This is a genomic window from Pseudomonas sp. DF11 (genome assembly GCF_058148565.1).
This window is the reverse complement of sequence record NZ_JBYVYN010000002.1, coordinates 771,982-796,391: the sequence shown is the minus strand read 5'-3', so window position 1 is coordinate 796,391 and position 24,410 is coordinate 771,982. Positions and strand designations below refer to the sequence as shown.

General features: G+C 61.5%; 19 protein-coding genes. 6 read left to right on the top strand and 13 right to left on the bottom strand.

Features of this window, described 5'->3' with window-relative positions; translation table 11 throughout:
- The first annotated feature begins 221 nt into the window (after positions 1 to 221).
- On the top strand, positions 222 to 2,129 hold the full coding sequence (gene estP, locus AC30D9_RS10225; protein WP_490143981.1) for an esterase EstP: 1,908 nt from the start codon (positions 222 to 224) through the stop codon (positions 2,127 to 2,129).
- A gap of 71 nt (positions 2,130 to 2,200) precedes the next feature.
- On the opposite strand, the gene trpE is transcribed toward estP, so the two are convergent.
- From trpE to AC30D9_RS10175, 10 genes are all read right to left on the bottom strand, one after another.
- Positions 2,201 to 3,682, bottom strand: coding sequence for an anthranilate synthase component I (gene trpE, locus AC30D9_RS10220; protein WP_134926067.1), 1,482 nt, complete (start codon positions 3,680 to 3,682; stop codon positions 2,201 to 2,203).
- Positions 3,683 to 3,752: 70 nt separating this feature from the next.
- Positions 3,753 to 4,571 carry a phosphoglycolate phosphatase gene (locus AC30D9_RS10215; RefSeq protein ID WP_134926068.1) on the bottom strand — a complete coding sequence of 273 codons (819 nt, stop codon included), beginning with the start codon at positions 4,569 to 4,571 and terminating at the stop codon, positions 3,753 to 3,755.
- Positions 4,568 to 5,242: a ribulose-phosphate 3-epimerase gene (gene rpe / locus AC30D9_RS10210; RefSeq protein ID WP_490143980.1), complete on the bottom strand. Its 675-nt coding sequence runs from the start codon at positions 5,240 to 5,242 to the stop codon at positions 4,568 to 4,570. Before rpe ends, AC30D9_RS10215 begins: the two co-directional genes overlap by 4 nt.
- A 78-nt stretch (positions 5,243 to 5,320) precedes the next feature.
- Complete coding sequence (locus AC30D9_RS10205; protein WP_490143979.1) at positions 5,321 to 6,469, bottom strand: iron-containing alcohol dehydrogenase; 1,149 nt, start codon at positions 6,467 to 6,469, stop codon at positions 5,321 to 5,323.
- Positions 6,470 to 6,672: 203 nt separating this feature from the next.
- A complete protein-coding gene (locus AC30D9_RS10200; protein ID WP_307576223.1) occupies positions 6,673 to 7,497 on the bottom strand; it encodes an ABC transporter permease in 825 nt (274 codons plus the stop codon).
- A 12-nt stretch (positions 7,498 to 7,509) separates the two neighbouring features.
- Complete coding sequence (locus AC30D9_RS10195) at positions 7,510 to 8,757, bottom strand: ABC transporter permease (RefSeq protein WP_134926072.1); 1,248 nt, start codon at positions 8,755 to 8,757, stop codon at positions 7,510 to 7,512.
- 199 nt (positions 8,758 to 8,956) lie between these two features.
- Complete coding sequence (locus tag AC30D9_RS10190) at positions 8,957 to 10,000, bottom strand: ABC transporter substrate-binding protein (protein ID WP_014340502.1); 1,044 nt, start codon at positions 9,998 to 10,000, stop codon at positions 8,957 to 8,959.
- Between the two features lie 49 nt (positions 10,001 to 10,049).
- Positions 10,050 to 11,174 carry an ABC transporter ATP-binding protein gene (locus tag AC30D9_RS10185; RefSeq protein WP_092400941.1) on the bottom strand — a complete coding sequence of 375 codons (1,125 nt, stop codon included), beginning with the start codon at positions 11,172 to 11,174 and terminating at the stop codon, positions 10,050 to 10,052.
- 345 nt (positions 11,175 to 11,519) lie between these two features.
- A complete protein-coding gene (locus AC30D9_RS10180; protein ID WP_109754968.1) occupies positions 11,520 to 12,149 on the bottom strand; it encodes a response regulator in 630 nt (209 codons plus the stop codon).
- Between the two features lie 121 nt (positions 12,150 to 12,270).
- Positions 12,271 to 14,667, bottom strand: coding sequence for a PAS domain-containing sensor histidine kinase (locus tag AC30D9_RS10175; RefSeq protein WP_307576227.1), 2,397 nt, complete (start codon positions 14,665 to 14,667; stop codon positions 12,271 to 12,273).
- A 74-nt stretch (positions 14,668 to 14,741) separates the two neighbouring features.
- Here AC30D9_RS10175 and AC30D9_RS10170 point away from each other — a divergent pair, with 74 nt between their 5' ends.
- Positions 14,742 to 15,737 carry an alpha/beta hydrolase family protein gene (locus AC30D9_RS10170; RefSeq protein ID WP_490143978.1) on the top strand — a complete coding sequence of 332 codons (996 nt, stop codon included), beginning with the start codon at positions 14,742 to 14,744 and terminating at the stop codon, positions 15,735 to 15,737.
- A 75-nt stretch (positions 15,738 to 15,812) separates the two neighbouring features.
- Here AC30D9_RS10170 and AC30D9_RS10165 read toward each other — a convergent pair whose 3' ends face one another.
- From AC30D9_RS10165 to AC30D9_RS10155, 3 genes are read right to left on the bottom strand one after another with little or no spacing between them, the layout of a single operon-like run.
- A complete protein-coding gene (locus AC30D9_RS10165) occupies positions 15,813 to 16,580 on the bottom strand; it encodes a TerB family tellurite resistance protein (protein ID WP_134926076.1) in 768 nt (255 codons plus the stop codon).
- Position 16,581: 1 nt separating this feature from the next.
- Positions 16,582 to 17,253, bottom strand: coding sequence for an N-acetylmuramate alpha-1-phosphate uridylyltransferase MurU (gene murU, locus AC30D9_RS10160; protein ID WP_134926077.1), 672 nt, complete (start codon positions 17,251 to 17,253; stop codon positions 16,582 to 16,584).
- The gene (locus tag AC30D9_RS10155; RefSeq protein WP_490143977.1) at positions 17,250 to 18,275 is read right to left on the bottom strand and encodes an aminoglycoside phosphotransferase family protein; all 1,026 of its coding nucleotides are present in this window, start codon (positions 18,273 to 18,275) and stop codon (positions 17,250 to 17,252) included. Before AC30D9_RS10155 ends, murU begins: the two co-directional genes overlap by 4 nt.
- 130 nt (positions 18,276 to 18,405) lie before the next feature.
- On the opposite strand from AC30D9_RS10155, the gene AC30D9_RS10150 reads away from it, so the two are divergent.
- From AC30D9_RS10150 to rsmA, 4 genes are read left to right on the top strand one after another with little or no spacing between them, the layout of a single operon-like run.
- Positions 18,406 to 21,228 (top strand): LPS-assembly protein LptD, encoded by a 2,823-nt coding sequence (locus tag AC30D9_RS10150; protein ID WP_490143976.1) that lies wholly within the window; start codon positions 18,406 to 18,408, stop codon positions 21,226 to 21,228.
- A complete protein-coding gene (gene surA / locus AC30D9_RS10145) occupies positions 21,209 to 22,525 on the top strand; it encodes a peptidylprolyl isomerase SurA (RefSeq protein WP_307576234.1) in 1,317 nt (438 codons plus the stop codon). Before AC30D9_RS10150 ends, surA begins: the two co-directional genes overlap by 20 nt.
- Positions 22,522 to 23,511, top strand: a complete 990-nt coding sequence (pdxA, locus tag AC30D9_RS10140; RefSeq protein ID WP_490143975.1) for a 4-hydroxythreonine-4-phosphate dehydrogenase PdxA — start codon at positions 22,522 to 22,524, stop codon at positions 23,509 to 23,511. Before surA ends, pdxA begins: the two co-directional genes overlap by 4 nt.
- Positions 23,508 to 24,326 carry a 16S rRNA (adenine(1518)-N(6)/adenine(1519)-N(6))-dimethyltransferase RsmA gene (gene rsmA / locus AC30D9_RS10135; RefSeq protein ID WP_307576236.1) on the top strand — a complete coding sequence of 273 codons (819 nt, stop codon included), beginning with the start codon at positions 23,508 to 23,510 and terminating at the stop codon, positions 24,324 to 24,326. The genes pdxA and rsmA overlap by 4 nt, the downstream gene beginning before the upstream one ends.
- The last annotated feature ends 84 nt before the right edge of the window (positions 24,327 to 24,410 follow it).

Below are 24,410 nucleotides of genomic sequence, written 5' to 3'. Positions count from 1 at the left end.
TGCCTTGATCATTTGATCCAGAAGTTTGCTGACAATCGACACAGGAAAAGTCTCGTTCATACGTCCCGGCACAGTAGCTTAGCTGGGCGGAGCACGCAATATGACCGATCCCGAAGGGCTTTGAAACAATCGCGATGTTCCGGAGAGATGGCAAAGCGCCGAAAGTTTTTGGTACTGTCGTTTCGTTTTCTAACAAAAATAAGATAAAAACGGATTTTCCCATGATCAAAAAGACGTTGTTCGTACCGATTGCCAGTTGCTTGCTAGCGATGGCCTGCGCCCAGGCAAGCGCCGCTCCCAACCCATATTCCAAGTTCATCGTGTTTGGCGACAGCCTCAACGACGCCGGCCAGTTTGCCGATCCGAATGGTCCGCCCGGCGCGACCGAGCGCTATACCAACCGAACCGGGCCGATCTACACCGACGGCAGCGGTGAAGCCTACTCCGCCAACTCCACCCAGTTGCTTGGTGGGCGCCTGGGTTATTCCGCCGACGAGACCGCCGCCTCCACTTCAGCGGTCCGCGCCAGCGAGGGGCTGGCAGACGGCAACAACTGGGCAGTGGGCGGTTATCGTACCGACCAGATCCTCGAATCGATTACCGGTGTGTCCGACACTGGCGAGCGCAGCCGTCCCGGCTACTTGCAGTCCAATGGCCTGCGCGCCGATCCGAATGCGCTGTACTACCTTTCCGGCGGTGGTAACGATTTCCTTCAAGGCCGGGTGCTGACCCCCGAGCAAGCGAACGCCGCCGCGGACCGCCTGGCCGACAGTGTCCAGGTGCTGCAAACGGCCGGTGCCCGCTATGTGATGGTCTGGCTGTTGCCCGACCTTGGCTTGACCCCGGCCCTCAACGGCGGCCCTTTGCAAGACACCTTTTCGCAATTGGGCAATCAGTTCAACCAACAACTGGTCACGCGCCTGCAAGGCATCGACGCTGAAATCATTCCATTGAACATTCCGCTTCTGCTAAAGGAAAGCTTCGCCGACCCGGCAAGATTCGGCCTCGCCACCGGCGAAAACCTCACCGCAACCTGCTTCACCGGCAATGGCTGCACGGAAAACGCCACCTATGGCATCAACAGCGCCACGCCTGATCCCAGCAAGCTGATCTACAACGACGCAGTCCACCCAACCGAAACCGGGCAAAAACTGATCGCCGACTACGCCTACTCCCTGCTCGCAGCACCATGGGAGCTGACGTTGCTGCCGGAAATGGCCCACTCGACCCTGCGTGCTCACCAGGACGAGTTGCGCAGCCAGTGGCAATCGGACTGGGAGAACTGGCAGGCCGTCGGCCAGTGGCGAGCCATCGTCGCCGGCGGCGGCCAGCATCTGGACATGGACAGCCAGAGCAGCGGCGCCAGCGCCGACGGCAGCGGCTACAGCCTGAACATCGGCGGCAGCTATCGCCTCAGCGACGCCTGGCGCGTGGGTGTCGCCGCCGGTTTCTACCGCCAGGACATGGAGGCAGGCCATAACGATTCGGACTACAAGCTCAACAGTTACCTGGCGACCGCTTTCGCCCAGTTCCAGCAAAACCGCTGGTGGGCCGATGCGGCACTGACCGGCGGCAAGCTCGACTACGACAGCCTGAAGCGCAAGTTCGATCTGGGCGTCAACGAAGCCCAGGAGAAAGGCGACACCGACGGCCATCTATGGGCATTCAGTACTCGTGTGGGCTACGACATCGCGCAGCCGGGCAGCCAATGGCATCTGTCACCGTTTATCAGCGCTGACTATGCGAAGGTGGAAGTCGATGGCTATTCGGAAAGGAGCAACCGCTCCACGGCCCTGACCTTCGATGACCAGACCCGCGACTCCAAACGCCTGGGCATTGGCTTGCAGGGCAAATACAACTTCACCCGCCAGACCCAGGTGTTTGGCGAATATGCCCACGAACGCGAGTACGAAGACGACACGCAGAAGGTCAACATCGCCCTCAACAGCCTGCCAGCCAATGACTTCACGCTGGAAGGCTATACGCCACAGAGCCATCTGAATCGCCTGAGCCTGGGGGTCAGCCACAAGCTGACCAACGACTTGGCGCTGCGGGGCGGTTATACGTTGCGCAAGGACGATGACTCCACCCTGCAGGGGGTGAGTCTGGGAGTCAGCCTGGATTTCTGATCCACAAACTGTGGGAGCGAGTTGCCTGAAACACCTGTGGGGAGCGAACTTGTTCGCTCCCCACAGGTGTTTCAGTCGTTCGAAGTCTGCTCGGCCAGCGCCACGGCGCGGAACATGGCCCGGCGCTTGTTCAGGGTTTCTTCCCACTCCAGCGCCGGCACCGAGTCGGCGACAATGCCACCGCCGGCCTGTACGTGCAGTTCGCCGTTCTTGATGACAGCGGTGCGAATGGCAATGGCGGTGTCCATGTTGCCGTTCCAGGCGAAGTAACCCACGGCCCCGCCGTACACGCCCCGCTTGACCGGCTCCAGTTCGTCGATGATTTCCATCGCGCGGATTTTCGGCGCGCCGGACAAGGTGCCCGCCGGCAGGATCGCCCGCAAGGCGTCCATCGCCGTCAACCCGGCCTTCAATTGGCCGGTGACGTTGGAGACGATGTGCATCACGTTGGAATAGCGCTCGATGACCATCTTCTCGGTGAGTTTCACCGAACCGATTTCCGAGACACGCCCGGTGTCGTTGCGCCCCAGGTCGATCAGCATCAAGTGCTCGGCGATTTCCTTGTCGTCCGACAGCAGGTCCTCTTCCAGCGCCCGGTCGGCCTCTTCGGTGGCGCCACGTGGGCGGGTGCCGGCAATAGGCCGTACCGTGATGAGGTTGTCTTCGACCCGCACCAGCACTTCCGGCGAACTGCCGACGACATGGAAGTCGCCGAAGTTGAAGAAGTACATATAGGGCGTCGGGTTGAAGCAGCGCAGCGCCCGATAGAGATCGATGGGCGCCGCCTTGAAGTCGATGGACATCCGCTGCGATGGCACGACCTGCATGCAGTCACCGGCGAGGATGTACTCCTTGATGGTATCGACGGCCCGCTCGTAATCGTCCTGGGTGAAACTGGAGCGGAACACCGGGTCGGCCGCCGACTGCTTGCTGAAATCCAGGCCGGGACGCGGGGTGATCGGTTGACGAAGCTTTTCCAGCAATGCCTGCAGGCTTTGTTGGCCTTGCTCGTAGGCATCTTCCTGGGACGGATCGGCCAGGACGATGGCGTGCATCTTGCCGGCGAGGTTATCGAAAACCACGACCGCGTCGGACACCATCAGCAAAATATCCGGCACGCCCAACGGATCGGGGTTCGGACAGGTACCCAGGCGCTTTTCCACGTAGCGCACGCAGTCGTAGCCGAAATAACCCACCAGGCCACCATTGAAGCGCGGCAGACCGGGGATGGTCGGCACGTTGTAGCGGGCCTTGAAGGTTTCGACGAACGCCAGTGGGTCTTCGACTTCGAGGCTTTCGATCTCGACGCCGTCGTGGGTCACGCTGATGCGATGGTCATGGACCCGCAGCACGGTGCGGCACGGCAGGCCAATGATGGAGTAACGGCCCCATTTCTCACCGCCCTGCACCGATTCGAGCAGGTAGGAATTGGGCTGGTCGGCCAGCTTGAGATAGATCGACAGCGGCGTGTCGAAGTCGGCCAGGGTTTCGCAGGCAAGGGGGATGCGGTTATAGCCGGCAGCGGCTAGACGCAGGAATTCTTCACGGTTCATGGGGTGCCTCGTGGCAAGAGGAGCTGACAGTCAGGTATGCAAACGCGCCGGATAACCGGCCAGGATCACGTCAGGCGCGCCAACGCCAGCGGGCCAGGGCCTTCATGACTTTCATCCAGAGTTTGCGAGTGACCACCACGATGGCGTTTCCAGAAGAGGATTGAACAGCGTCGGGCAACGTTATCTCAGCGGCAGGGTCCAGGCAACCGGGAATTAACAGGCGCAAATCGTCGATCACCAGCGTCGGAAGCTCTTCGGCGATTGGCCGGCCAGGATTGTAGCCGTAACTCAACCCCACGCATTTTACTCCCGCCGCTTTCGCCGCCTGCACATCAATGACCGAGTCGCCAATGAACAGCGACTGGGAGGCCGGGATATTGGCCATTTTCATCACGAAAAACAGCGCGGCGGGATCAGGTTTTCTTTGCGGTAAGGTGTCACCGCCGATGATCCAGCGGAAATAGCGGCCGATTTTCATGTGATCCAACAACGGCGCGACGAATCGTTCCGGCTTGTTAGTGATCAGCGCCATTTCCACGCCCTGCTTTTGCAGCCATTTGAGGGTGGAACGCACGCCGGGGTAGACCATCGTCAGCTCGTGACTACCCTCGTAGGCTGCGTTGAACAGCTCCAACGCTCGCTCGGCCTCGGTCTCATCAACATCCTTGGCATCAATGTGGTTAGCCAGGGCTCGGCGTACCAGCGTGGGCGTACCATTTCCCACCCACTGGCGTACCGCATCGAGCCCGGCGGGCGGCCGCCCAAGTTCGAGCAACATGTGGTCCACGGCCGCCGCGAGATCGGGAAGCGAATCGATCAGAGTGCCATCGAGGTCGAACATCACCAGACGCGGCAGGCTGCCGGGGAACAGCTGCTCGAAGCCGCTCATGGGCGAGCCAGAGCCAATTCGGCGCGCATCTTTTCAATGACCTCTTTGTAGTCCGGGGCATTGAAGATCGCCGAGCCTGCGACAAAGGTATCAGCACCCGCCACAGCGATCTCGCGGATGTTGTTCACATTCACGCCACCGTCGATTTCCAGGCGGATATCCCGACCCGAGGCATCGATCAGCGCCCGGGCCTTGCGCAGTTTATCGAGGGTGCCGGGGATGAATTTCTGCCCACCGAAGCCCGGGTTGACGCTCATCAGCAGGATCATGTCGACCTTGTCCATCACGTACTCGAGCACGTCCAGCGGTGTCGCCGGGTTGAACACCAGACCCGACTTGCAACCGCCTTCGCGGATCAACTGCAGGGAGCGATCGATATGCAGCGTGGCTTCAGGGTGGAAAGTGATGTAGGTGGCGCCGGCTTCGATGAAGTCCCCGACAATGCGATCCACCGGGCTGACCATCAAGTGCGCGTCGATCGGCGCGGTGATGCCGTACTTGCGCAGCGCCGCGCAGACCATCGGGCCGATGGTCAGGTTGGGTACGTAGTGGTTGTCCATGACATCGAAGTGCACGATGTCGGCCCCGGCGGCCAGAACGTTGTCCACTTCCTCGCCCAGGCGGGCGAAGTCGGCGGAGAGAATCGACGGAGCAATAGCGAAGGGCTGCATGACGCACCTGTTTTGAGCGAAATCACGATGGCGCGCATTGTATACCTCAAGATTTGGCGCGCCCACCGTGACAGACGATCAATACGCCGCGCGGTAGATCTCCTCGATATCGGCGGCGCTCAGTTGGCGCGGATTGTTGCGCATCAAGCGCTCGATCCCAGCGGCTTCCACCGCCATGGCGGGGATGACATCCGCGGTCACACCCAGGCTGCTCAGCCCACTGGGGATTTGCACCGCGGCGCATAGCGCGACCATGGCCTCCACAGCTTCGTCGGCAGCCTCAAGATCGCTCAGGTGTGCGGTCTTGAGCCCCATGGCCTCGGCGATGTCGCGCATACGCTCGACACAGGCCATTTTGTTCCAGGCCATGACATACGGCAGCAACAAGGCGTTGGCGACGCCATGGGAAACGTGGAAGCGCCCACCCAACGGATAGGCCAGCGCATGCACCGCCCCGACCCCGGCATTACCGAATGCCATCCCGGCCATCAGGCTGGCGGTGGCCATATCTTCACGGGCTTGCAGATGAGACGGGTTGGCATAGGCCTTGGGCAGCGCAGGGGTGATCAGTTTGATCGCACCAATGGCCAGGGCATCGGTGATTGGCGAGGCATTGAGCGACAGGTAAGCCTCGATGGCGTGCACCAACGCATCGACGCCGCTGGCAGCCGTGACGCTGCGTGGGCAGGTGAGGGTCATCTGCGGGCTGACCAGCGCCACGTCCGGCAACAGGTAATCGCTGACGATGCCTTTCTTCAGCTGAGCAGCCTTGTCGGAGAGGATCGCCACGTTGGTGACTTCCGAACCGGTCCCGGCCGTGGTGGGGATGGCGATCATGGGCGGGCCTTTGCGCGGCACCTGATCGACACCGAACATGTCCTGCAGCTCGCCGTGGTAACCGGCATAAACCCCGACACACTTGGCGATGTCGATGGCACTGCCGCCGCCCAGGCCGATCAATCCATCGTGGCCGCCGTCACGGTAGGCCTGCATGCAGTCTTCGACAATGGCGATTTCCGGGTCCGGCATGACCCGGTCGAAAATCTCGTAGTCCCGTCCGCCCAGGTGTTGCAGGGCCAGCTCCACGGTGCCGGACTTGACCAGCGCGGCATCGGTCACGATCAGTGGGTTATCGACGTCCAGCCGGGTCAACTCGGCAGCCAGTTGCTCGATGGCAGCGGCACCAGTGATCAGTTTATGGGCGATCTTGAATGAGGAAAGACTCATGTGCGCGGCCTCTTATTCGAGTATGGGCTGGCACAAGGATAGCTCGGTATTGGGGGTTGTCTGCCATTCAGCTCATGAATACATCGCAAATCCCCTGTGGGAGCGGGCTTGCTCGCGAATGCGGCGGCACATTCAATATGTATGTCGACTGATACACCGCTTTCGCGAGCAAGCCCGCTCCCACATTAGTTTTGCGTTGGGCCTCAGACTTGCGCAGTACGCAACTTCTCGCTACGCCCACGCAACCACTCCAGGGTCAGCAGCAGGATCACCGAGAAGGCGATCAACAGCGTCGCGGCGGCGGCGATGGTAGGGCTGAGGTTTTCGCGGATACCGCTGAACATCTGCCGTGGCAGGGTTGCCTGCTCGGGACCGGCCAGGAACAGGGTCACCACCACTTCATCGAACGACGTCGCGAAGGCGAACAGCGCGCCAGAGATCACGCCGGGGGCGATCAACGGCAGGGTCACCCGACGAAACGCGGTCAATGGCGAAGCCCCGAGGCTGGCGGCGGCCCGAACCAGGTTGTGGTTGAACCCCTGCAAGGTCGCCGATACCGTGATAATGACGAACGGCACACCCAGCACGGCGTGGACCACAATCAGCGAGATGAAACTGTTGCCCATCCCCAGTGGCGCGAAAAACAGGTAGCTGGCCACGCCGATGATCACCACCGGCACCACCATCGGCGAGATCACCAGGGCCATCACCAACGCCTTGCCCGGGAAGTCGCCACGGGTCAGGCCGATGGCCGCCAGAGTGCCGAAGATCATCGCCAGCAACGTCGCCGCCGGGGCCACGATGATGCTGTTCTTCAGCGCCCGCATCCATTCGGCCGAAGCGAAGAAATCGTGGTACCACTGCAGCGAAAAGCCCTGCAGCGGATACACCAGGAAGCTGCCGGAGTTGAACGACAGCGGAATGATCACCAGCACCGGCAGGATCAGGAACAACAGGATCAGCCCGCAGAGGATGCGCAAGGTGTAGAACCACACCCGTTCGACGGGAGACATGTAAGGACTCAGCATTTCGATCTCCCCTTAGCTCAGGCGCAGGCGACTGGCGCCCACCAGCCGGTTGTAAATCAGGTAAAGCACGACGGTCGCCAGCAACAGCAGCCCGCCGAGCGCCGTGGCCATGCCCCAGTTGATGCTGGTGTTGGTGTAGAACGCGACGAAGTAGCTGACCATCTGATCGTTCGGGCTACCCAGCAACGCCGGCGTGATGTAGTAGCCGATGGCAAGGATGAACACCAACAGGCAACCGGCGCCGACACCGGCATAGGTCTGCGGGAAGTACACCCGCCAGAAACTGGCGAACGGATGGCAGCCCAGGGAAATCGCCGCCCGCATATAAGTAGGCGAGATACCTTTCATCACGCTGTAGATCGGCAGGATCATGAATGGCAACAGAATGTGGACCATGGAGATGTAGACACCGGTGCGGTTGAACACCAACTCCAGGGGCTTATCGATGACGCCCATGGCCATCAGGGCGCTATTGATCAAGCCGCCCGATTGCAGCAGCACGATCCACGCCGCCACCCGCACCAGGATCGAGGTCCAGAACGGCAGCAGCACCAGGATCATCAACAGGTTGCTTTGGCGCGATGGCAGATTCGCCAGCAAGTAGGCCAACGGGTAGGCCAGTACCAGGCAGATCGCGGTGATCACCAGGCCCATCCAGAACGTGCGGGTGAAGATATCCAGGTAAATCGCCTGGTCGGGAGTGGCCGGTGCCAGTTCGCCGAGGTCATCGATACGATGATCGACCGCCGCCAGCAGGTAATACGGAGTGACGTTGCTGGTGTTACGGCGGATCACCTGCCAGTACGCCGGGTCGCCCCAACGCTCGTCGAGGTTTTCCAAGGCTTCTTTATAAGAGGTCGGCTCGGTGGCAAACGGCAACGCCCGAGCGGTCTTGGTCAGCAGGCTGCGATAGCCGGCCAGTTCCATGTTCAGGCGCTTGGACAAGTCGCCCAGGGTCTGATTCTTGCGGGCTTCGGCCAGGTCTTCACTGGCTGCCTTGTACACCGGCTCGCCCGGCAAACCGCGTCCGTCCCATGCAGCGACGGCAGCGACGGTACGTGGCATGGCGCCCACCACTTCCGGGTTGCTGACGCTCTTGAACAGCAGCGCCACGATCGGCACCAGGAACACCAGCAACAGAAACAGCACCAGCGGTGCGATCAAGGCCTGGGCCTTCCAGCGGTTGACCCGCTCGGCGTGCTTGAGCCGCTGCTTGAGGGTGGGGCTGGTGCCCGCGTTCATTGGAACGGCGATGGCCATGGCGAACTCCGCAAATCTCTTTGATCGTTACAGGGGCGGCGGGCCGCCTCTGTTCTTTTGAAACATCCAACTGAGGCAAGAACCTGCGGGAGCGGGCTTGCTCGCGAAAGCGGTATGTCAGCCAACATTCATGTTGAAAGTGATGACGCCTTCGCGAGTAAGCCCGCTCCCACACAAGCTCCTCTACAACCGTCAGCGGTTACTTCGCCGCCCAGGAATTGAAGCGCTGCTCCAGTTGCTCACCGTTGTCAGCCCAGAAGCTGACGTCGATCTGCACCTGGTTGGCGATGTTTTCCGGGGTAGTCGGCATGTTGGTCAGGACGTCCTTGGCCAGCAACGGCACTGCCTGGGTATTGGCCGGGCCGTAGGCGATGTTTTCCGAGTAGGTCTTCTGCTGCTGCGGCGCCACCGAGAAAGCGATGAATTTCTTCGCCGCTTCCGCGCGAGTCTTGTCCAGGCCGCGCGGGATAGCCCAGGCGTCGAAGTCGTAGATACCGCCGTTCCACACCACTTTCAGGTTGCTTTCTTTCTGGACCGCGGCGATCCGGCCGTTATAGGCCGAGCTCATGACCACGTCACCGGACGCCAGGTACTGCGGCGGCTGGGCGCCAGCTTCCCACCACTGGATGTTCGGCTTGAGTTCGTCGAGTTTCTTGAACGCACGGTCCTGGCCATCTTTGCCGGCCAGCACTTTGTAGACGTCTTTCGGCGCGACGCCGTCGGCCATCAGGGCGAATTCCAGGGTGTACTTGGCGCCTTTGCGCAGGCCGCGCTTGCCCGGGAATTGCTTGGTGTCCCAGAAGTCAGCCCAACTGGTCGGTGCGGTTTTCAGTTTGTCGGCGTTGTAGGCCAGTACGGTCGACCACACGAAGAAGCCTACGCCGCAAGGCTGGATGGCACCCTTGACGTAGTCTTCGGCCTTGCCGAACAAGGCTGGGTCCAGTTGCTCGAACATATCTTCGTCGCAACCACGGGACAATTCCGGGGACTCGACTTCCACCAAGTCCCAGGAAACGCTCTTGGTGTCGACCATCGCCTTGACCTTGGCCATTTCACCGTTGTACTCGCCAGCTACGATCTTGCCGTTACCGGCCGCTTCCCACGGTGCGTAGAAGGCTTTGACCTGAGCCGCCTTGTTCGCCCCGCCGAAAGACACCACGGTCAGGTCCGGGCCCGCCGCCATCGCGCTTGCCGCACCCATCATGCCCAGGGTCAGGGCTGTGAACTTCAGGGATCTCAACATTTATTGTTCTCTCCACGTGCAGGGTTGGTGTTGGTACAGCAGGGGGCGATCAATTCGCCTCTAGAAGGGGATCGAGCGCACGCACGTGCTCGACTTGCCAGCCAAGCGGAACCACGTCCCCGACGGCGAGCCCGGGATCGAGCTCGGCAATCGGTTGTTTCACGAAGAAGTCGTTCTTGCCGCAGACTTCCAGGCGAACCCGGACGTGGTCGCCCAGATAGATGAATTCCGCCACCCTCCCTGAGAAGCGGTTGACACATTGTTCGCTTGCGCCGTTGAGGCTCACCCGTTCCGGACGGATCGACAGGGTCACTGGCTCGCCTGGCTTGCCGACATTCACCGCCAACGCCTCGACCTTCTCGCCACGCCCCAGCTCAACCAGGCAACGGTCACCGGTGTGGCTGTGCAGGCGGCCGTTGAGGCGGTTGTTTTCGCCAATGAAATTGGCGACGAAGGTATTTTTCGGCTCTTCATACAGCGTGCGTGGGGGGGCAATCTGCTGGATCTCGCCCTGGTGGAACACGGCCACGCGGTCGGACATGGTCAAGGCTTCGCCCTGGTCATGCGTCACATAGACCACGGTCACGCCCAGGCGCTGGTGCAGGTGCTTGATTTCCATCTGCATGTGTTCACGCAGTTGCTTGTCCAACGCACCGAGGGGTTCGTCCATCAGCACCAGTTGCGGTTCGAAAACCAGGGCCCGGGCCAGGGCCACCCGTTGCTGCTGGCCACCGGACAGTTGCGCCGGATAGCGTTGGGCGAAGGTGTCCAGCTGGACCATGCTCAGGACGCGCTTGACCCGATCGCTCACGTCACTCTTGTTCAGTCCACGCACGGTGAGTGGGAAAGCGAGGTTCTCGGCGACGGTCATGTGTGGGAACAAGGCGTAGTTCTGGAACACCATGCCGATGTCGCGCTTGTGCGGTGGCACATTGTTGATCGAGCGCCCGGCCAGCTGGATCTCACCGGCGGTTGGCGTTTCGAACCCGGCGAGCATCATCAGGCTGGTGGTCTTGCCGGAGCCGGACGGCCCGAGCAGGGTCAGGAATTCGCCTTTGCGAATATCCAGGTTGAGGTCTTTGACGATCAGGTTCTCGCCGTCGTAGCTCTTTTGCACACCACGAAAGCTGACCAGCACATCACTGGCCCCCGCGCTTGAATCGACCTGGCTCATACCCGCACCTTTTGTATTGATGACTGCTTGTGAATCAAGCCTAGTGGAGCCTGGGGCCCGCGCAAATCGGGGCGCAGGAGAGAATCGCCTCAGCCGGATGGAAGAGTCGGGGTAGGGATTGCCCTACAGGGATGGCGGGATTGGGTAAGGACGGCGGCGGGTTTGAAGCGGCGAGCTGCAAGCAGGGGTGAAAAGCGGTGTTGGGGCGTGTCGCAAATAGGTATGTCAGTGCATTCCCCTGTGGGAGCGAGCCTGCTCGCGATAGCGGCGTGTCAGCCAACATCGATACTGAATGGTCCGACGCCATCGCGAGCAGGCTCGCTCCCACAGGAGATTGCAGCGAGTTTAGAGCAGCTTGTGCTCCATCGCGTATTTCACCAGCTCCGCCAATGACGTGATGTTGAGCTTCTGCATCAGCCGCGCCTTGTGGGTGCTGATGGTCTTGCTGCTCAGGGCCAATTGCTGGGCGATGTCGTTGACGTTGGCGCCCTGGGCCAGGCGTTCGAAGACCGAGAACTCACGTTCGGACAATAGCGAGTGCAACGGGCGGGTGTCGGTCAGGCCGACCTCGAAGACCATTCGGTCGGCCAGGTCCGGGTCGATGTAACGCCCGCCGGCCGCGACCTTGCGAATCGCCATGAGCAGCAGGGCCGGGTCGCTGTCCTTGGTCGCGTAGCCGGCGGCACCGACCTTCAGCGCACGGGCGGCCATTTGCGCCTCGTCATGCATCGACAACACCAGGATCGCGGGCGGATTATTCAGCGCCCGGATCCGTGGGATCGCCTCCAGGCCGTTGACACCCGGCATGGAAATGTCCAGCAGCACCACTTCGCAGGGCACCTGGCGCAAGGTCTCGAGCAACTGTTCGCCATTGCTCGCCTCCCCGACCACCACCAGATCCTTGGCCAGGCCGATCAACTGCTTGATGCCTTCGCGGACGATGGTGTGGTCTTCGGCTACCAGTACACGGATCACATTGTTCTCCAGATTCAGAATCTCATCGCGAGCGGGCTCGCTCCCACAGGGTTATATGTACATCTCAATCAATGTGGGAGCGAACCTGCTCGCGATAGGGCCCGCCCAGGCGGCTCACCGATCAGGACTCATGCAACGGCACCCGCACCGACAGGGTCGTCCCCTCCCCTGGCTCACTGTCCAGGGTCAACTGCCCACCCATGATCAACACCCGTTCACGCATGCCGACCAGGCCAAAGGAGGTTGACCGACCTGTATTGGCAATAAAGCCTACACCGTCATCGCTGACCGTCAGACACAATTCGTCGCCATCCTGAACCAGCGTCAGCTCCACAGTATGCGCCTGGGCATGGCGCATCACATTGGTCAACGCCTCCTGGAGAATCCGAAACAGGCCGATGGCCTTGGCGTCGCTCAGGGCTGGCAAGTTGTCCGGCACCTGCACCAGGCACGGGATCTGCGTACGCGCCTCGAAGCGCCGGGCCTGCCATTCGATGGCCGAGGCAATACCCGCATCCAGGATCGGCGGGCGCAACGCCGTCGCCACGTCCCGCACCAGTTGGAACAACTGGGCAATCAGGCGCTTCATGCTGTTAAGCCGCTCATGCAGGCCCGGGTCGAGTTGTGCGTAGGCTAATTCACACATGGATGTTTCAAGTTTCAACACCGTCAGCATCTGGCCCAGCTCGTCATGGACTTCCCGGGCAATGCGCGCCTTTTCCTCCTCCCGCACGCTTTCCAGGTGCGCCGACAACTCGCGCAACTGCTCCCGGGAGCTGGCCAGTTCCAGTTCGATACGTTTGCTTGCGGTGATGTCCCAGACGATACCGTCCCAGACGTAGGCGCCATCTTCGAGACGACGGGTGATCGCCTTGATCTCGGCCCAGCGCTCCTGGCCTTCACGGGTCAGGATGCGGCCCTGCCATGACCAGTCGCTGTCGGTGTCCAGCGCCTGATCCTGGGTGCGGTGATAATCGGCCTTGTCCTGCGGATGCACCAGGCTGCGCAAGCCGGTATCGCTGCGGGCCAGGGTCGCGGGGGAATAGCCCACCAGGCTTTCGCTGCCTTCGCTGATGTAGGCAAAGTCGATCTGGCCGGTCACCGGCGCCCGCTCCAGGCGAAAGACCAGGCCTGGCACGTTGGCAGCGATACCTTGCAAGCGCGCCTCGCTTTCACGCAGCGCCGCCAATGCACGCCGGCGCTCGGTCACGTCGTTGAGGTAAACCACCAGGTATTCGGCGTCGCGAAAACGCAGAAAACTCAAGGACACATCCGCCGGCAGGATGCTGCCGTCGGCGCGCACGCATTCGGTCTCGAAACTTTGCGGCCCTTCGTCACTGGCTCGGGCGCGCTTCCACAAGTTGAGCCAGCGATCCATGTGCAGGCCGGGCTCGAAGTCGATCAGGGGCCGATCGATGATGGCACCCGGCGCATAACCCAGCATGGTTTCCGCCGCTCGGTTGGCATAACGCACGTGGCTGTCCCAATTGACCCAAAGGATACCGACCGTGCTTTGATCGATGGAAAACTGCGTCAGGCGCAAGGCTTCCTCGCTGGCCGTCCGCTGGACGATGTCCTCCCGCGCGGCACGCAGGCGGCGCTCCAGTGCGCGTTGCTGGCGGCGCTGCCAGAACACGATGGCAACGCTGCTGAGCAACAGGGCCAGCATCAACAGGGTGAGGTTCTGCCAGAAACCCGGGGTTTCGGTCAGGCGCGGGTATTTTGGCTTGAGCCAACGGCTGTGCAGTTGCTCCAGTTCCTTGGCCGGGATCGCCTGCAAACCGCTGTCAATGATCTCGGCCAGCTCCGGCCAGTCCCGGCGCGAGGCCACCCGTAGCAACTGCGGCAGGCCGATGTCGCCCACCACCGCCAGCTCGGCGAATTCGGGCTCGACCATCAACCGCCCGAGCTGTGCCTCATCGACCACCGCATAGCGCGCCTGCTGGGTCAGCAACAATTGCAGGGCCTCGCGTTCCATCGGCACACCTTGCAGATTCAGCGTCGGGTAGTTGCTGCGCAGGTAATCGGCCGTGGCGCTGGGCATGCGTACGGCGACTCGGGCCTGGGTGTCGAGTTTTTCCAGCTCCACCCCCTCGGCGCCTTTCTGCCCGCCGACGATCAATTGCGGTACGCGCATGTAGGGATCGGAAAACTGCCAGAGCTTGAGCCCACTCGGGGACTGGGTCAGGCCCGGAGCGACGTCCACCTCGCCGGCGCGCACTGCCGCTTCCAGTTGTGCCACGTCCTGGAAATTGCGCCAGGTCAGCTCGACATTCAACGCCTTGCCCAGCCATTGCATCAACTCGACATTGGTACCGGACAAACGCTGCAAGCGCCGGTCGTATTGCGCATAGGGTGCCTGCAATACCAGGCCGACCCGCCATTGCGGATGTTGCACCAGCCATTGGCGCTGCCCGGCATTCAATTGCACCCCGTGCGCCTGCGGCGCGGGCGCGGCCCACGCCATCAAGGGAAGCCATAAACAGCCGATAACCCACAGGCAGCAAAAACGCATCATCGAAGTCTCATGCACTGACAAATACTGACCAACCCATTAGGCTGCCGGAAATACTTCTGGTCATGGAATATCCGATGCCCTCTGTTTATCGCCTGGCGTTGCCAGCATTGTGCCTGTCGCTGATCCTGCCAAGTGCCTTTTCTGTACAGGCCAGCGAACCGGCACCCGCCACCGCGGAACAACCTGCCGAGGAAAAGCCCGTCGAGCGCCAGCCTTTGCTCGAGCGTAGCCAGGAAGAAGCGACCGCACTTGAACGAAAAGTCCCGGCCCAGGAACAGCAACAATTACAGACTGGCAGCGATGCCTTCCTGGCGCTGTGGAAGCCGGCCAATACCAGCGACCCCAAGGGCGCAGTCATCATAATCCCCGGTGCCGGGGAAACAGCTGACTGGCCTCAAGTTATCGGCCCTTTGCGTAAAAAGTTGCCCGACGTTGAGTGGAGCAGCCTGAGTATCACCCTGCCAGACCTGCAAAGCGACGTCATTGCACCGCGCGTGGTGGAAACACCACCGGAGACCAAACCGGCCGACACCGCAGCCGCTGCACCGGACGCCACCACCGCAGCACCGATCGAACAGGTGGCGGGAGGAGAAGCCGACGCGACCGATCCGGCCGTTGCCGAAACCGATGAGGAACACGCCAAGGCCGATGCCGAGCGTATTTTCGCCCGCATCGACGCGGCACTGGCCTACGCCGAACAGCAAAGTGCCCGCCGCATCGTGCTGCTGGGCCATGGCACCGGCGCCTATTGGGCAGCGCGCTACTTGAGCGAAAAGCAGCCCTCGCAGGTCGAGCGCTTCGTGATGGTGGCCGCCCAGACTCCGGTCACCGCCAAGCCTGCCCTGGCCGAACTGACCCCGACCTTGAAACTGGCGACCGCCGACATTTTCTACATGGACAAGCCGCTGGATCGCAACGCGGCACTGGAGCGCTTGCAGGCAAGCAAACGCTTGAAGGGGTCGACTTTCAGCCAGGTGTCCCTCAAGGCCTTGCCGAACCCGTCGGCAGAGCAGGAGCAGCTGTTTCGTCGGGTTCGGGGTTGGTTGAATCCGCAGAAACCGGGAGAGTAAAGCTGGTTCACCTTCAAGTGAAGCACCGCTGTGGCGAGGGGAGTTATCCCCTTGCCACAATTGTTTCCTGCGCGGCTAGCGAAAATCCCGCCGCTCGCGAATCAAGCGATAGGCGTTATGCAGTTCCCGAGTCTTGTCGGTGGCCTCGCGCACCTGCAATGGCGTCGCGCCGCTGCCAGCAATCTTGTCCGGGTGGTGACGACTGAGCAGGCGGCGGTAGGCCCGCTTGATCTGCGACGGCTCACTGGTGGCAGAAACCCCCAGCAAACGCATCGCCTCCTGATACGTGATGCCACTGCTGGGCGGTGCCAGTTTCTGCGGTTCGTATTCGCTCGCCAATGCCTGGACCTGTTGCTGCGTCCAGCCCAGCCACTTGCCCCACCGGGCAATCAATTCACGCTCGCCTGGCCCCGCCCGCCCATCGGCCCAAATCATCCGCCAGCAGGCCCGCAGCACACCTTCCGCCGCATGCGGCTGAGTGCTGAGGCGACGCAGATAACCGCGCAAGTGATCGTTCCCGGATTTGCCTCGGTTGAACGCCGCGATCGCCCGGCGTTGCGCCGACTCGCTCAAGTCCAGGGCTCGCATTTCCTGGCGAGCCTGCTGAATGTGACCGTCGACCACGCGCCCATCGCATTTGGCCAGGCGCCCCAGTAATACAAACAACAACTCATCGTTGCGCAGTGCCGGGCGTCCACCCAGACGCTCACGCACCTGCGCCCAGCCCTGCAGGTTCAGACGCCGATCCAGCGCCTGTCCCAGCAACGCCCCAAGCATGGCCCCCGGGATGCTGGCTATGGCAAAGCCCGCCCCGGCTCCAATCAGAGTCCCTGGCCACCACATATCAACCGCTCGCTTCTATCAAGGTTTCGACCTGCGCCAAACGTTCGTGGGTGCCGACATCGACCCAATGCCCTTTCAGGTGCTCGCCACTGACGCGCCCCTCGGCCATGGCCGCGCGCAACAGCGGTGCGAGCTTGAACGCACCGCCCGTGCAGCCGTCGAACAAACGCGGGTGCAGGACGGCAATGCCGCTATAGGTCAGGTTGTCGGCAGGCGTTTGCCCAACGTGAACCGTTCCATCGGCCAGGATGAAATCGCCGTCCGGGTGATGCTCCGGATTATCGACCAATACCAGATGCGCCAGCCCTTTTAGCGGCCTGCGCAAAGCACTGAAATCGTAGTCGGTCCAGATATCGCCGTTTACCACCACGAACGCTTCATCGCCCAGCAGCGGCAAGGCCCGGAAGATTCCACCGCCGGTCTCCAGTGGCTCGCCTTCGGGCGAAAAGCGAATACTCACGCCAAACCGTGAACCGTCTCCCAAGTGATCTTCGATCTGCTGGCCGAGCCAGGCATGATTGATCACGATCTCGGTGAAGCCGGCCCTGGCGAGGGCCCGCAGGTGGTATTCGATCAAGGGAATGCCACCCACACGAATCAACGGCTTTGGCGTGGTCAGGGTCAGGGGGCGCATGCGCTCGCCCTTGCCTGCCGCCAGGATCATCGCCTTCATGCCGTTGCTCCGGCCGATTGCCGCAGGCTGCCAAGCAGCTCATCGAGCGGTGCCAGTTCAGGACGACGGGCAATGACCGCTTCTATATAAGCAAAGAACCGCGGCACATCACCGAGGTAACGTGGCTTACCATCACGATGGCAAATGCGCGCGAAGATCCCGATGACCTTGAGGTGACGCTGCACCCCCATCAAATCGCTGGCCCGCAGGAAATCCTCGAAATCCGGCTGGACTGGAATGCCAAGGGCGCCGGCCTGTTGCCAGTAATTCTCCAGCCAGCCCCGCACGCGGGCCTCGGGCCAACTGAGGAAAGCATCCTTGAACAGGCAGGTCACGTCGTAGGTAACCGGGCCATAGACCGCATCCTGAAAGTCCAGTACGCCAGGATTCGGTGCGCTGAGCATCAGGTTGCGCGGCATGTAGTCGCGGTGCACCAGCACTTTGGGCTGGGCCAGGGCGCTGTCGATCAATAGCTCAGAGGCCTGTTGCCAGAGTTGCTGCTGGGCCGAATCGAACTCGATGCCCAACTCACGCTTGACGTACCACTCGGGGAACAATTCCAGCTCCCGGCGCAGCAACGCGACATCGTAGCTCGGCAACGGCGCGACCATCGGCAATTGCTGGAAAGCCAGCAAGGCTTGCAGGGCGTCGTCGAATAAATCGTCGGCATTTTCGCCGTTGATCACGTCCAGATAGGTCTGATTGCCCAGGTCATTGAGCAAAAGAAAGCCGCGTTCGAGGTCTTCGGCATAAATTTTCGGCACGTTAATGCCGGATTTCGCCAGCAAAAAAGCAATATCCACGAAGGGTTTGCAGTTTTCCTGGGGCGGTGGCGCATCCATTACGATCAAACTACGACCCTCGCCTTCCCAGCGGAAATAACGCCGAAAACTCGCGTCACTGCTGGCGGCGGTCAACGTGGCCGGGGGTACGGCTCCCCAGCCCTGTTGAGTGAAAAGGATCGGCAGTTGTTCATCGAGCCAAACTTTCAGGTGTTGCAAGCGTACATCTTGGTCGGGCATTGCAAGGGTCTCCGACGGCGCTAGCCGTCAAGCGGGTCATGCTTTATTATCCAGCATCTTTTTCAGACCATCGAGAGGCGTGCGGCCCACACCGCGGGCAGATGGCACGCAGGAAGCCCGGACTAATAAGATGGCATTGAAATCCCCCGCGTTTCGTAAAAAATTTCCGTTGCTGGTCACCGGCAGTCTGCTGGCCCTGCAACCCCTGGCCTCTTCATTCGTCGTCGCGGCGCAGCAGTATGACTGCTCCGTCTCCGCTTCGGGTGCCTGGGACTGTGCGCCCAAGACACCGGCCGCTGCGTTGCCGCCGCGTCCCGTGCATGACGGCAGTGCGGTTTCCGACAGCGGCGCGGCTCCTGCCGACAGCGGCTCGGGCGAGGAAGTCGGCGAAAAACCGATGCTCGTTACCGAAGCCAAGGGCCGCGGCCTGAAGTCGCGCAGTGCAGACTACAGTCACCTGGACTGGGTTCCGCGCGAGAACCTAACGCCTGCGCAATTGGCCGAGACCGGCCCTTACTGCTCGGGTGCCTACATCGAACCGTCCCGTCCTGGCATGAACGACAAGACGGCCAAGAGCGACGCCCCCACCTTCCTCGGCGCCAAGGCGTCACGCTATCAACAGGAAGAACAGGTGGCGACCCTGGCCGGTGACGTGGTCATGCGCCAGGGCAGCATGCAGGTCGAAGCCGACGAGGCCAGCCTGTACCAGGCCGAAAACCGTGGCGAGCTGAGCGGCAACGTACGGGTTCGCGACAACGGTGCACTGATCGTCGGCGACCATGCCGATGTACAGCTGGACACCGGTGAAGCCAAGGTCGACAACGCCGAATACGTGATGCACAAATCGCGCATCCGCGGTAACGCCCTGTACGCCAAGCGCGCCGAGAACGCGATCATCCGTCTCAAGGACGGTACGTACACCACGTGCGAACCGAACAGCAACGCCTGGACGCTCAAGGGCAACAACATCACCCTGAACCCGGCCACCGGCTTCGGTACCGCGACCAACGTGACGCTGCGGGTCAAGGACATTCCAGTCCTGTACACGCCTTATATTTATTTCCCGATCGACGACCGTCGCCAGTCCGGCTTCCTGCCGCCGACCATCGGCAGCGGCAGCGATACCGGCTTCCTGCTGGTCACTCCGTACTACTTCAACCTGGCACCGAACTACGACGCCACGTTGTACCCACGCTACATGGCCAAGCGCGGCCTGTTGATGGAAGGCGAGTTCCGCTACCTGACCAAGTCCAGCGAAGGTCAGTTCGGTGCTGCGTACCTCAACGACGAAGAAGACGAGCGCGCCCAGCAGACCGACTACAGCAAGACCCGCTACATGTACAACTGGCAGCACAAGGGTGGCCTGGACTCCCGCGTGTCGACTGAAGTCGACTACACCAAGATCAGCGACCCTTACTACTTCCAGGATCTGCAGACCGACCAGATCGGTGTCGAGTCCAGGGACTTCGTGAACCAGCAGGGTGCGGTCAGCTATCGCGGCGATTCCTATACGGCGCGCTTGAACGTCCAGGCCTATCAGATGGCCACGATTTCGAACATCACGCCTTATGACCGCTTGCCACAGATCACCTTCAATGGTGCGCTGCCGCAGCATCCGGGTGGTTTGGATTTCGCCTACAACACCGAGTTCGTGCGGTTTGATCGTGATTTGAGGACGGGGCGCTACAAGGACGAAACCGGTGGTCCTTTTAATAGCGATGGGACCATTGGGACCCCTTTCCTAGACACGAACGTCGCGGGCCTAGCCCGAGCCACTGGTGACCGGATGAATCTGGCCCCGGTGGTCAGCCTGCCAATGAATGCAAGCTATGGCTACATCAAGCCGTCGCTCAAGTACCAATACACCCAATACGACCTGGATCTGGATAGCCAAGGCAAACGAGACATCGCCAACCAGGGCGCTGAAGGCGACCGCCTGAACGGCACCTACAGCAGGAACCAGAGCCGCGGCGTCCCAATTGCCAGCATCGACAGCGGCCTGTACTTCGACCGCGATACCCAGTGGTTCGGTAAGAACTATCGCCAAACCCTGGAGCCGCGCCTGTTCTACCTCTATGTGCCAGAGAAAGACCAGAGCGACATTCCTGTCTTCGATACCAGCGAAAGCACGTTCAACTACTCTTCGCTGTTCCGGGACAACCGTTTCTCCGGCTCCGACCGTATCGGCGACGAAAACAAACTGTCCCTGGGCGTGACCAACCGCTGGATCCAGGAAGACGGCTTCGAACGCCAGCGCATCAGCGTCGGCCAGGCCTTCTACTTCAAGGACCGCGAAGTCCAACTGCCTGGTATCGACTTCAAGACTCGCGAAGACGCACATTCCAGCGTCTCGCCTTACGCGCTGGAATACGAATACCGCTGGAACCGCGATTGGCGCACCACGGCCGACTACAACTGGGATCCGGACTCTCACAGCCCCCGCTCGGGCAGTGCGATGTTCCACTACCAGCCGGAAGACAATCCGAACAAGGTCATCAACGCCGGCTACCGCTATCGCAACGACCAGGTCCGTTACGACCAGACCACTGGCCGCTGGCAAGTGGGCGGTGGCGATTACGGCGCCCCGGGCGATCCGAACTACGTGAAGGACTACTACAAGATCAAGCAGCACGACTTCTCGGTCATCTGGCCGATCGTGCCGCAGTGGAACGCAATCAGCCGGTGGCAGTATGACTACAACCGCAACCGTACCCTGGAAGCCTTTGGTGGTTTCGAATACGACAACTGCTGCTGGAAACTGCGCCTGATCAACCGTTATTGGGTCGCCTATGACGAGACCAGTCAAGACGCTCCGCAAAACGAAAAAGGCGACCACGGCGTCTTCCTCCAAATTGTCCTGAAGGGACTCGGCGGCCTCACCGGCGCCAAGGTAGAGAGCTTCCTCGACAAAGGCATCCAAGGTTATCGTGAACGTGAAGATCAAGCTTTCTGATTGTCTGCGCCCGCTGATGCTGGGCGCGCTGTTCCTGGGTACCGCGGCCAACGCCGCGGTGCAGTCCATCGATAAAGTGGTGGCCATTGTCGACAACGACGTGGTCATGCAGAGCCAGTTGGACCAGCGCGTCCATGAAGTCCAGCAAACCATCGCCAAGCGCGGCGGTGGCCTGCCACCTCCAGGCGTGCTGGACCAGCAAGTGCTCGAACGCCTGATCGTCGAAAACCTGCAGTTGCAGATCGGCGAACGCTCCGGCATTCGCATCACCGATGAAGAGCTGAACCAGGCCGTGGGCACCATTGCCCAGCGCAACAACATGACCCTCGACCAGTTCCGCGCCGCCCTGGCTCGCGACGGCCTCTCCTACGAGGACGCCCGCGACCAGATCCGCCGCGAGATGGTCATCAGCCGTGTGCGCCAGCGCCGTGTCGCCGAACGCATCCAGGTGTCCGAGCAGGAAGTGAAGAACTTCCTCGCGTCCGACCTGGGCAAAATGCAGCTTTCCGAAGAACTGCACCTGGCGAACATCCTGATTCCCACCCCGGAAAGCGCCAACTCCGAAGCGATCCAGAGCGCTTATCGCCAGGCGATGGATGTCTACCAGCAACTCAAGCAAGGCGCCGATTTCAGCCAGATGGCCATTGCCAAATCGGGCAGCGATAACGCCCTGGAAGGCGGCGACATGGGCTGGCGTAAACCGGCTCAACTGCCGCCTCCATTCGACCGCGAACTGAGCGCCATGGCGGTAGGTGACATCACCCAGCCGGCGCGCACGCCAGGCGGCTTCATCATTCTGAAAGTGCTGGAAAAGCGCGGTGGCGGAACCCAGGTCCGTGACGAAGTCCATGTTCGCCACATCCTGATCAAGCCAAGTGAAATCCGCAGCGAAGCCGAGACCAAGCGCCTGGCGGAAAAACTCTACGACCGCATCGAAGCGGGCGAAGATTTCGCCGAACTGGCCAAGAGCTACTCGGAAGATCCGGGCTCGGCACTCAACGGTGGCGACCTGAACTGGGTCGATCCGAATGCACTGGTTCCCGAATTCCGCCAGGTCATGGCCAACACCCCGCAAGGCCAGTTGTCCAAACCGTTCAAGAGCCCTTATGGCTGGCACGTGCTGGAAGTCCTTGGCCGCCGCGCCACCGACAGCACCACCCAGGCTCGCGAGCAACAGGCGATGACCGTATTGCGCAACCGCAAATACGACGAAGAGCTGCAAACCTGGCTGCGTCAGATTCGCGACGAAGCCTACGTTGAAATCAAACTTCCTGGTGCAGACCAGGCAGCGCAGTGAAACCCAAGCGTTTCGCGCTGACACCCGGCGAACCAGCCGGCATCGGTCCCGACCTGTGCCTGCTGCTCGCCTCGCAACCCCAGCCGCATCCCCTGATTGCCATTACCAGTCGCGACCTGCTCCTTGAGCGGGCCGCGCAACTGGGGGTGGTCGTCGACCTGCTGCCGGTAACACCGCAGGCCTGGCCGGATGTCCCGGCGCCCGCCAACAGCCTGTATGTCTGGGATACGCCCTTGGGCACTCCGGTCGTCACCGGGCAATTGGACAAGGCCAATGCCGCGTTCGTCCTGCAAACCCTCACTCGCGCAGGCGAAGGCTGCCTGGACGGGACTTTCGCAGGCATGATCACCGCTCCGGTACACAAGGGCGTGATCAACGAATCCGGGATTGCCTTTTCCGGACACACCGAATTCCTGGCGGACCTGACCCACACCGCGCAGGTGGTGATGATGCTCGCCACCCGTGGCCTGCGTGTGGCCCTGGTGACCACTCACCTGCCCTTGCGGGACATCGCCGACGCCATCACCCCGGAACGCCTGGAGCGCGTCACGCGCATCCTGCACGCCGACCTCCAGGAAAAATTCGGCATCACCCGGCCACGCATCCTGGTCTGCGGGCTCAATCCCCATGCCGGTGAAGGCGGACATCTGGGCCGTGAAGAAATCGACATCATCGAACCGACCTTGGAGCGCTTGCGCAGCGAGGGCATGGACCTGCGTGGCCCGCTGCCTGCCGACACTCTGTTTACCCCAAAATATCTGGAGCACTGCGACGCGGTGCTGGCGATGTACCACGACCAGGGCCTGCCCGTGCTGAAGTACAAAGGCTTCGGCGCAGCGGTCAACGTAACGTTGGGCCTGCCGATCATCCGCACCTCCGTGGACCACGGCACCGCCCTGGACCTGGCCGGCAGCGGCAAGATCGATACCGGCAGCCTGCAAGTCGCGCTGGAAACCGCCTACCAGATGGCCGAGACCCATTTATGACCGAGCAATACCAACACCGCGCGCGCAAGCGCTTCGGCCAGAACTTCCTGCATGACGCCGGCGTGATCGATCGCATCTTGCGTTCCATCCGGGCCAAACCCGACGATCGCCTGCTGGAAATCGGACCGGGCCAGGGCGCCCTCACCGAAGGCCTGCTCGACAGCGGCGCACAACTGGACGTGGTGGAACTGGACAAGGACCTGGTCCCGATTCTCAACCAGCAGTTCGCCGGCAGGAGCAATTTCAACCTGCACCAGGGCGACGCACTGAAGTTCGACTTCAATAGCCTGGACGCCGCGCCGAACAGCCTGCGGGTGGTGGGAAACCTGCCGTACAACATCTCCACGCCGCTGATCTTCCACCTGCTGAGCAACGCCGGCCTGATCCGCGACATGCACTTCATGCTGCAGAAAGAAGTGGTCGAGCGCCTCGCCGCCGGCCCAGGTGGTGGTGATTGGGGTCGGCTGTCGATCATGGTCCAGTACCATTGCCGGGTCGAACACCTGTTCAACGTCGGCCCGGGCGCATTCAACCCGCCGCCGAAGGTCGATTCAGCCATCGTCCGCCTGGTGCCCCATGCCGTCCTGCCGCACCCGGCCAAGGATCATCGCCTGCTGGAGCGGGTGGTGCGCGAAGCGTTCAACCAGCGTCGCAAAACCCTGCGCAACACCTTGAAACTGTTGCTCAGCAGCGCTGAAATCGAAGCCGCCGGCGTCGATGGCAGCCTGCGCCCCGAGCAACTGGACCTGGCAGCTTTCGTGCGCCTGGCCGACAAGCTCAGTGAACAGGTCGCCCCGCAGGTCGGCGCCAACTGAGCGGACGACGATCGCTATCGGGCAGTACGCCAGTCTGGCCTACTACCCGATACTTGGCCTAGACTGATCGTCTGAGTCGCGCCC

Excerpts from the sequence above, each read along its gene's own strand:
- estP (WP_490143981.1), top strand. The coding sequence starts at position 222 with ATGATCAAAAAGACGTTGTTCGTACCGATTGCCAGTTGCTTGCTAGCG.
- trpE (WP_134926067.1), bottom strand. The coding sequence starts at position 3,682 with ATGAACCGTGAAGAATTCCTGCGTCTAGCCGCTGCCGGCTATAACCGC.
- AC30D9_RS10215 (WP_134926068.1), bottom strand. The coding sequence starts at position 4,571 with ATGAGCGGCTTCGAGCAGCTGTTCCCCGGCAGCCTGCCGCGTCTGGTG.
- rpe (WP_490143980.1), bottom strand. The coding sequence starts at position 5,242 with ATGCAGCCCTTCGCTATTGCTCCGTCGATTCTCTCCGCCGACTTCGCC.
- AC30D9_RS10205 (WP_490143979.1), bottom strand. The coding sequence starts at position 6,469 with ATGAGTCTTTCCTCATTCAAGATCGCCCATAAACTGATCACTGGTGCC.
- AC30D9_RS10200 (WP_307576223.1), bottom strand. The coding sequence starts at position 7,497 with ATGCTGAGTCCTTACATGTCTCCCGTCGAACGGGTGTGGTTCTACACC.
- AC30D9_RS10195 (WP_134926072.1), bottom strand. The coding sequence starts at position 8,757 with ATGGCCATCGCCGTTCCAATGAACGCGGGCACCAGCCCCACCCTCAAG.
- AC30D9_RS10190 (WP_014340502.1), bottom strand. The coding sequence starts at position 10,000 with ATGTTGAGATCCCTGAAGTTCACAGCCCTGACCCTGGGCATGATGGGT.
- AC30D9_RS10185 (WP_092400941.1), bottom strand. The coding sequence starts at position 11,174 with ATGAGCCAGGTCGATTCAAGCGCGGGGGCCAGTGATGTGCTGGTCAGC.
- AC30D9_RS10175 (WP_307576227.1), bottom strand. The coding sequence starts at position 14,667 with ATGATGCGTTTTTGCTGCCTGTGGGTTATCGGCTGTTTATGGCTTCCC.
- AC30D9_RS10170 (WP_490143978.1), top strand. The coding sequence starts at position 14,742 with ATGCCCTCTGTTTATCGCCTGGCGTTGCCAGCATTGTGCCTGTCGCTG.
- AC30D9_RS10165 (WP_134926076.1), bottom strand. The coding sequence starts at position 16,580 with ATGTGGTGGCCAGGGACTCTGATTGGAGCCGGGGCGGGCTTTGCCATA.
- murU (WP_134926077.1), bottom strand. The coding sequence starts at position 17,253 with ATGAAGGCGATGATCCTGGCGGCAGGCAAGGGCGAGCGCATGCGCCCC.
- AC30D9_RS10155 (WP_490143977.1), bottom strand. The coding sequence starts at position 18,275 with ATGCCCGACCAAGATGTACGCTTGCAACACCTGAAAGTTTGGCTCGAT.
- AC30D9_RS10150 (WP_490143976.1), top strand. The coding sequence starts at position 18,406 with ATGGCATTGAAATCCCCCGCGTTTCGTAAAAAATTTCCGTTGCTGGTC.
- rsmA (WP_307576236.1), top strand. The coding sequence starts at position 23,508 with ATGACCGAGCAATACCAACACCGCGCGCGCAAGCGCTTCGGCCAGAAC.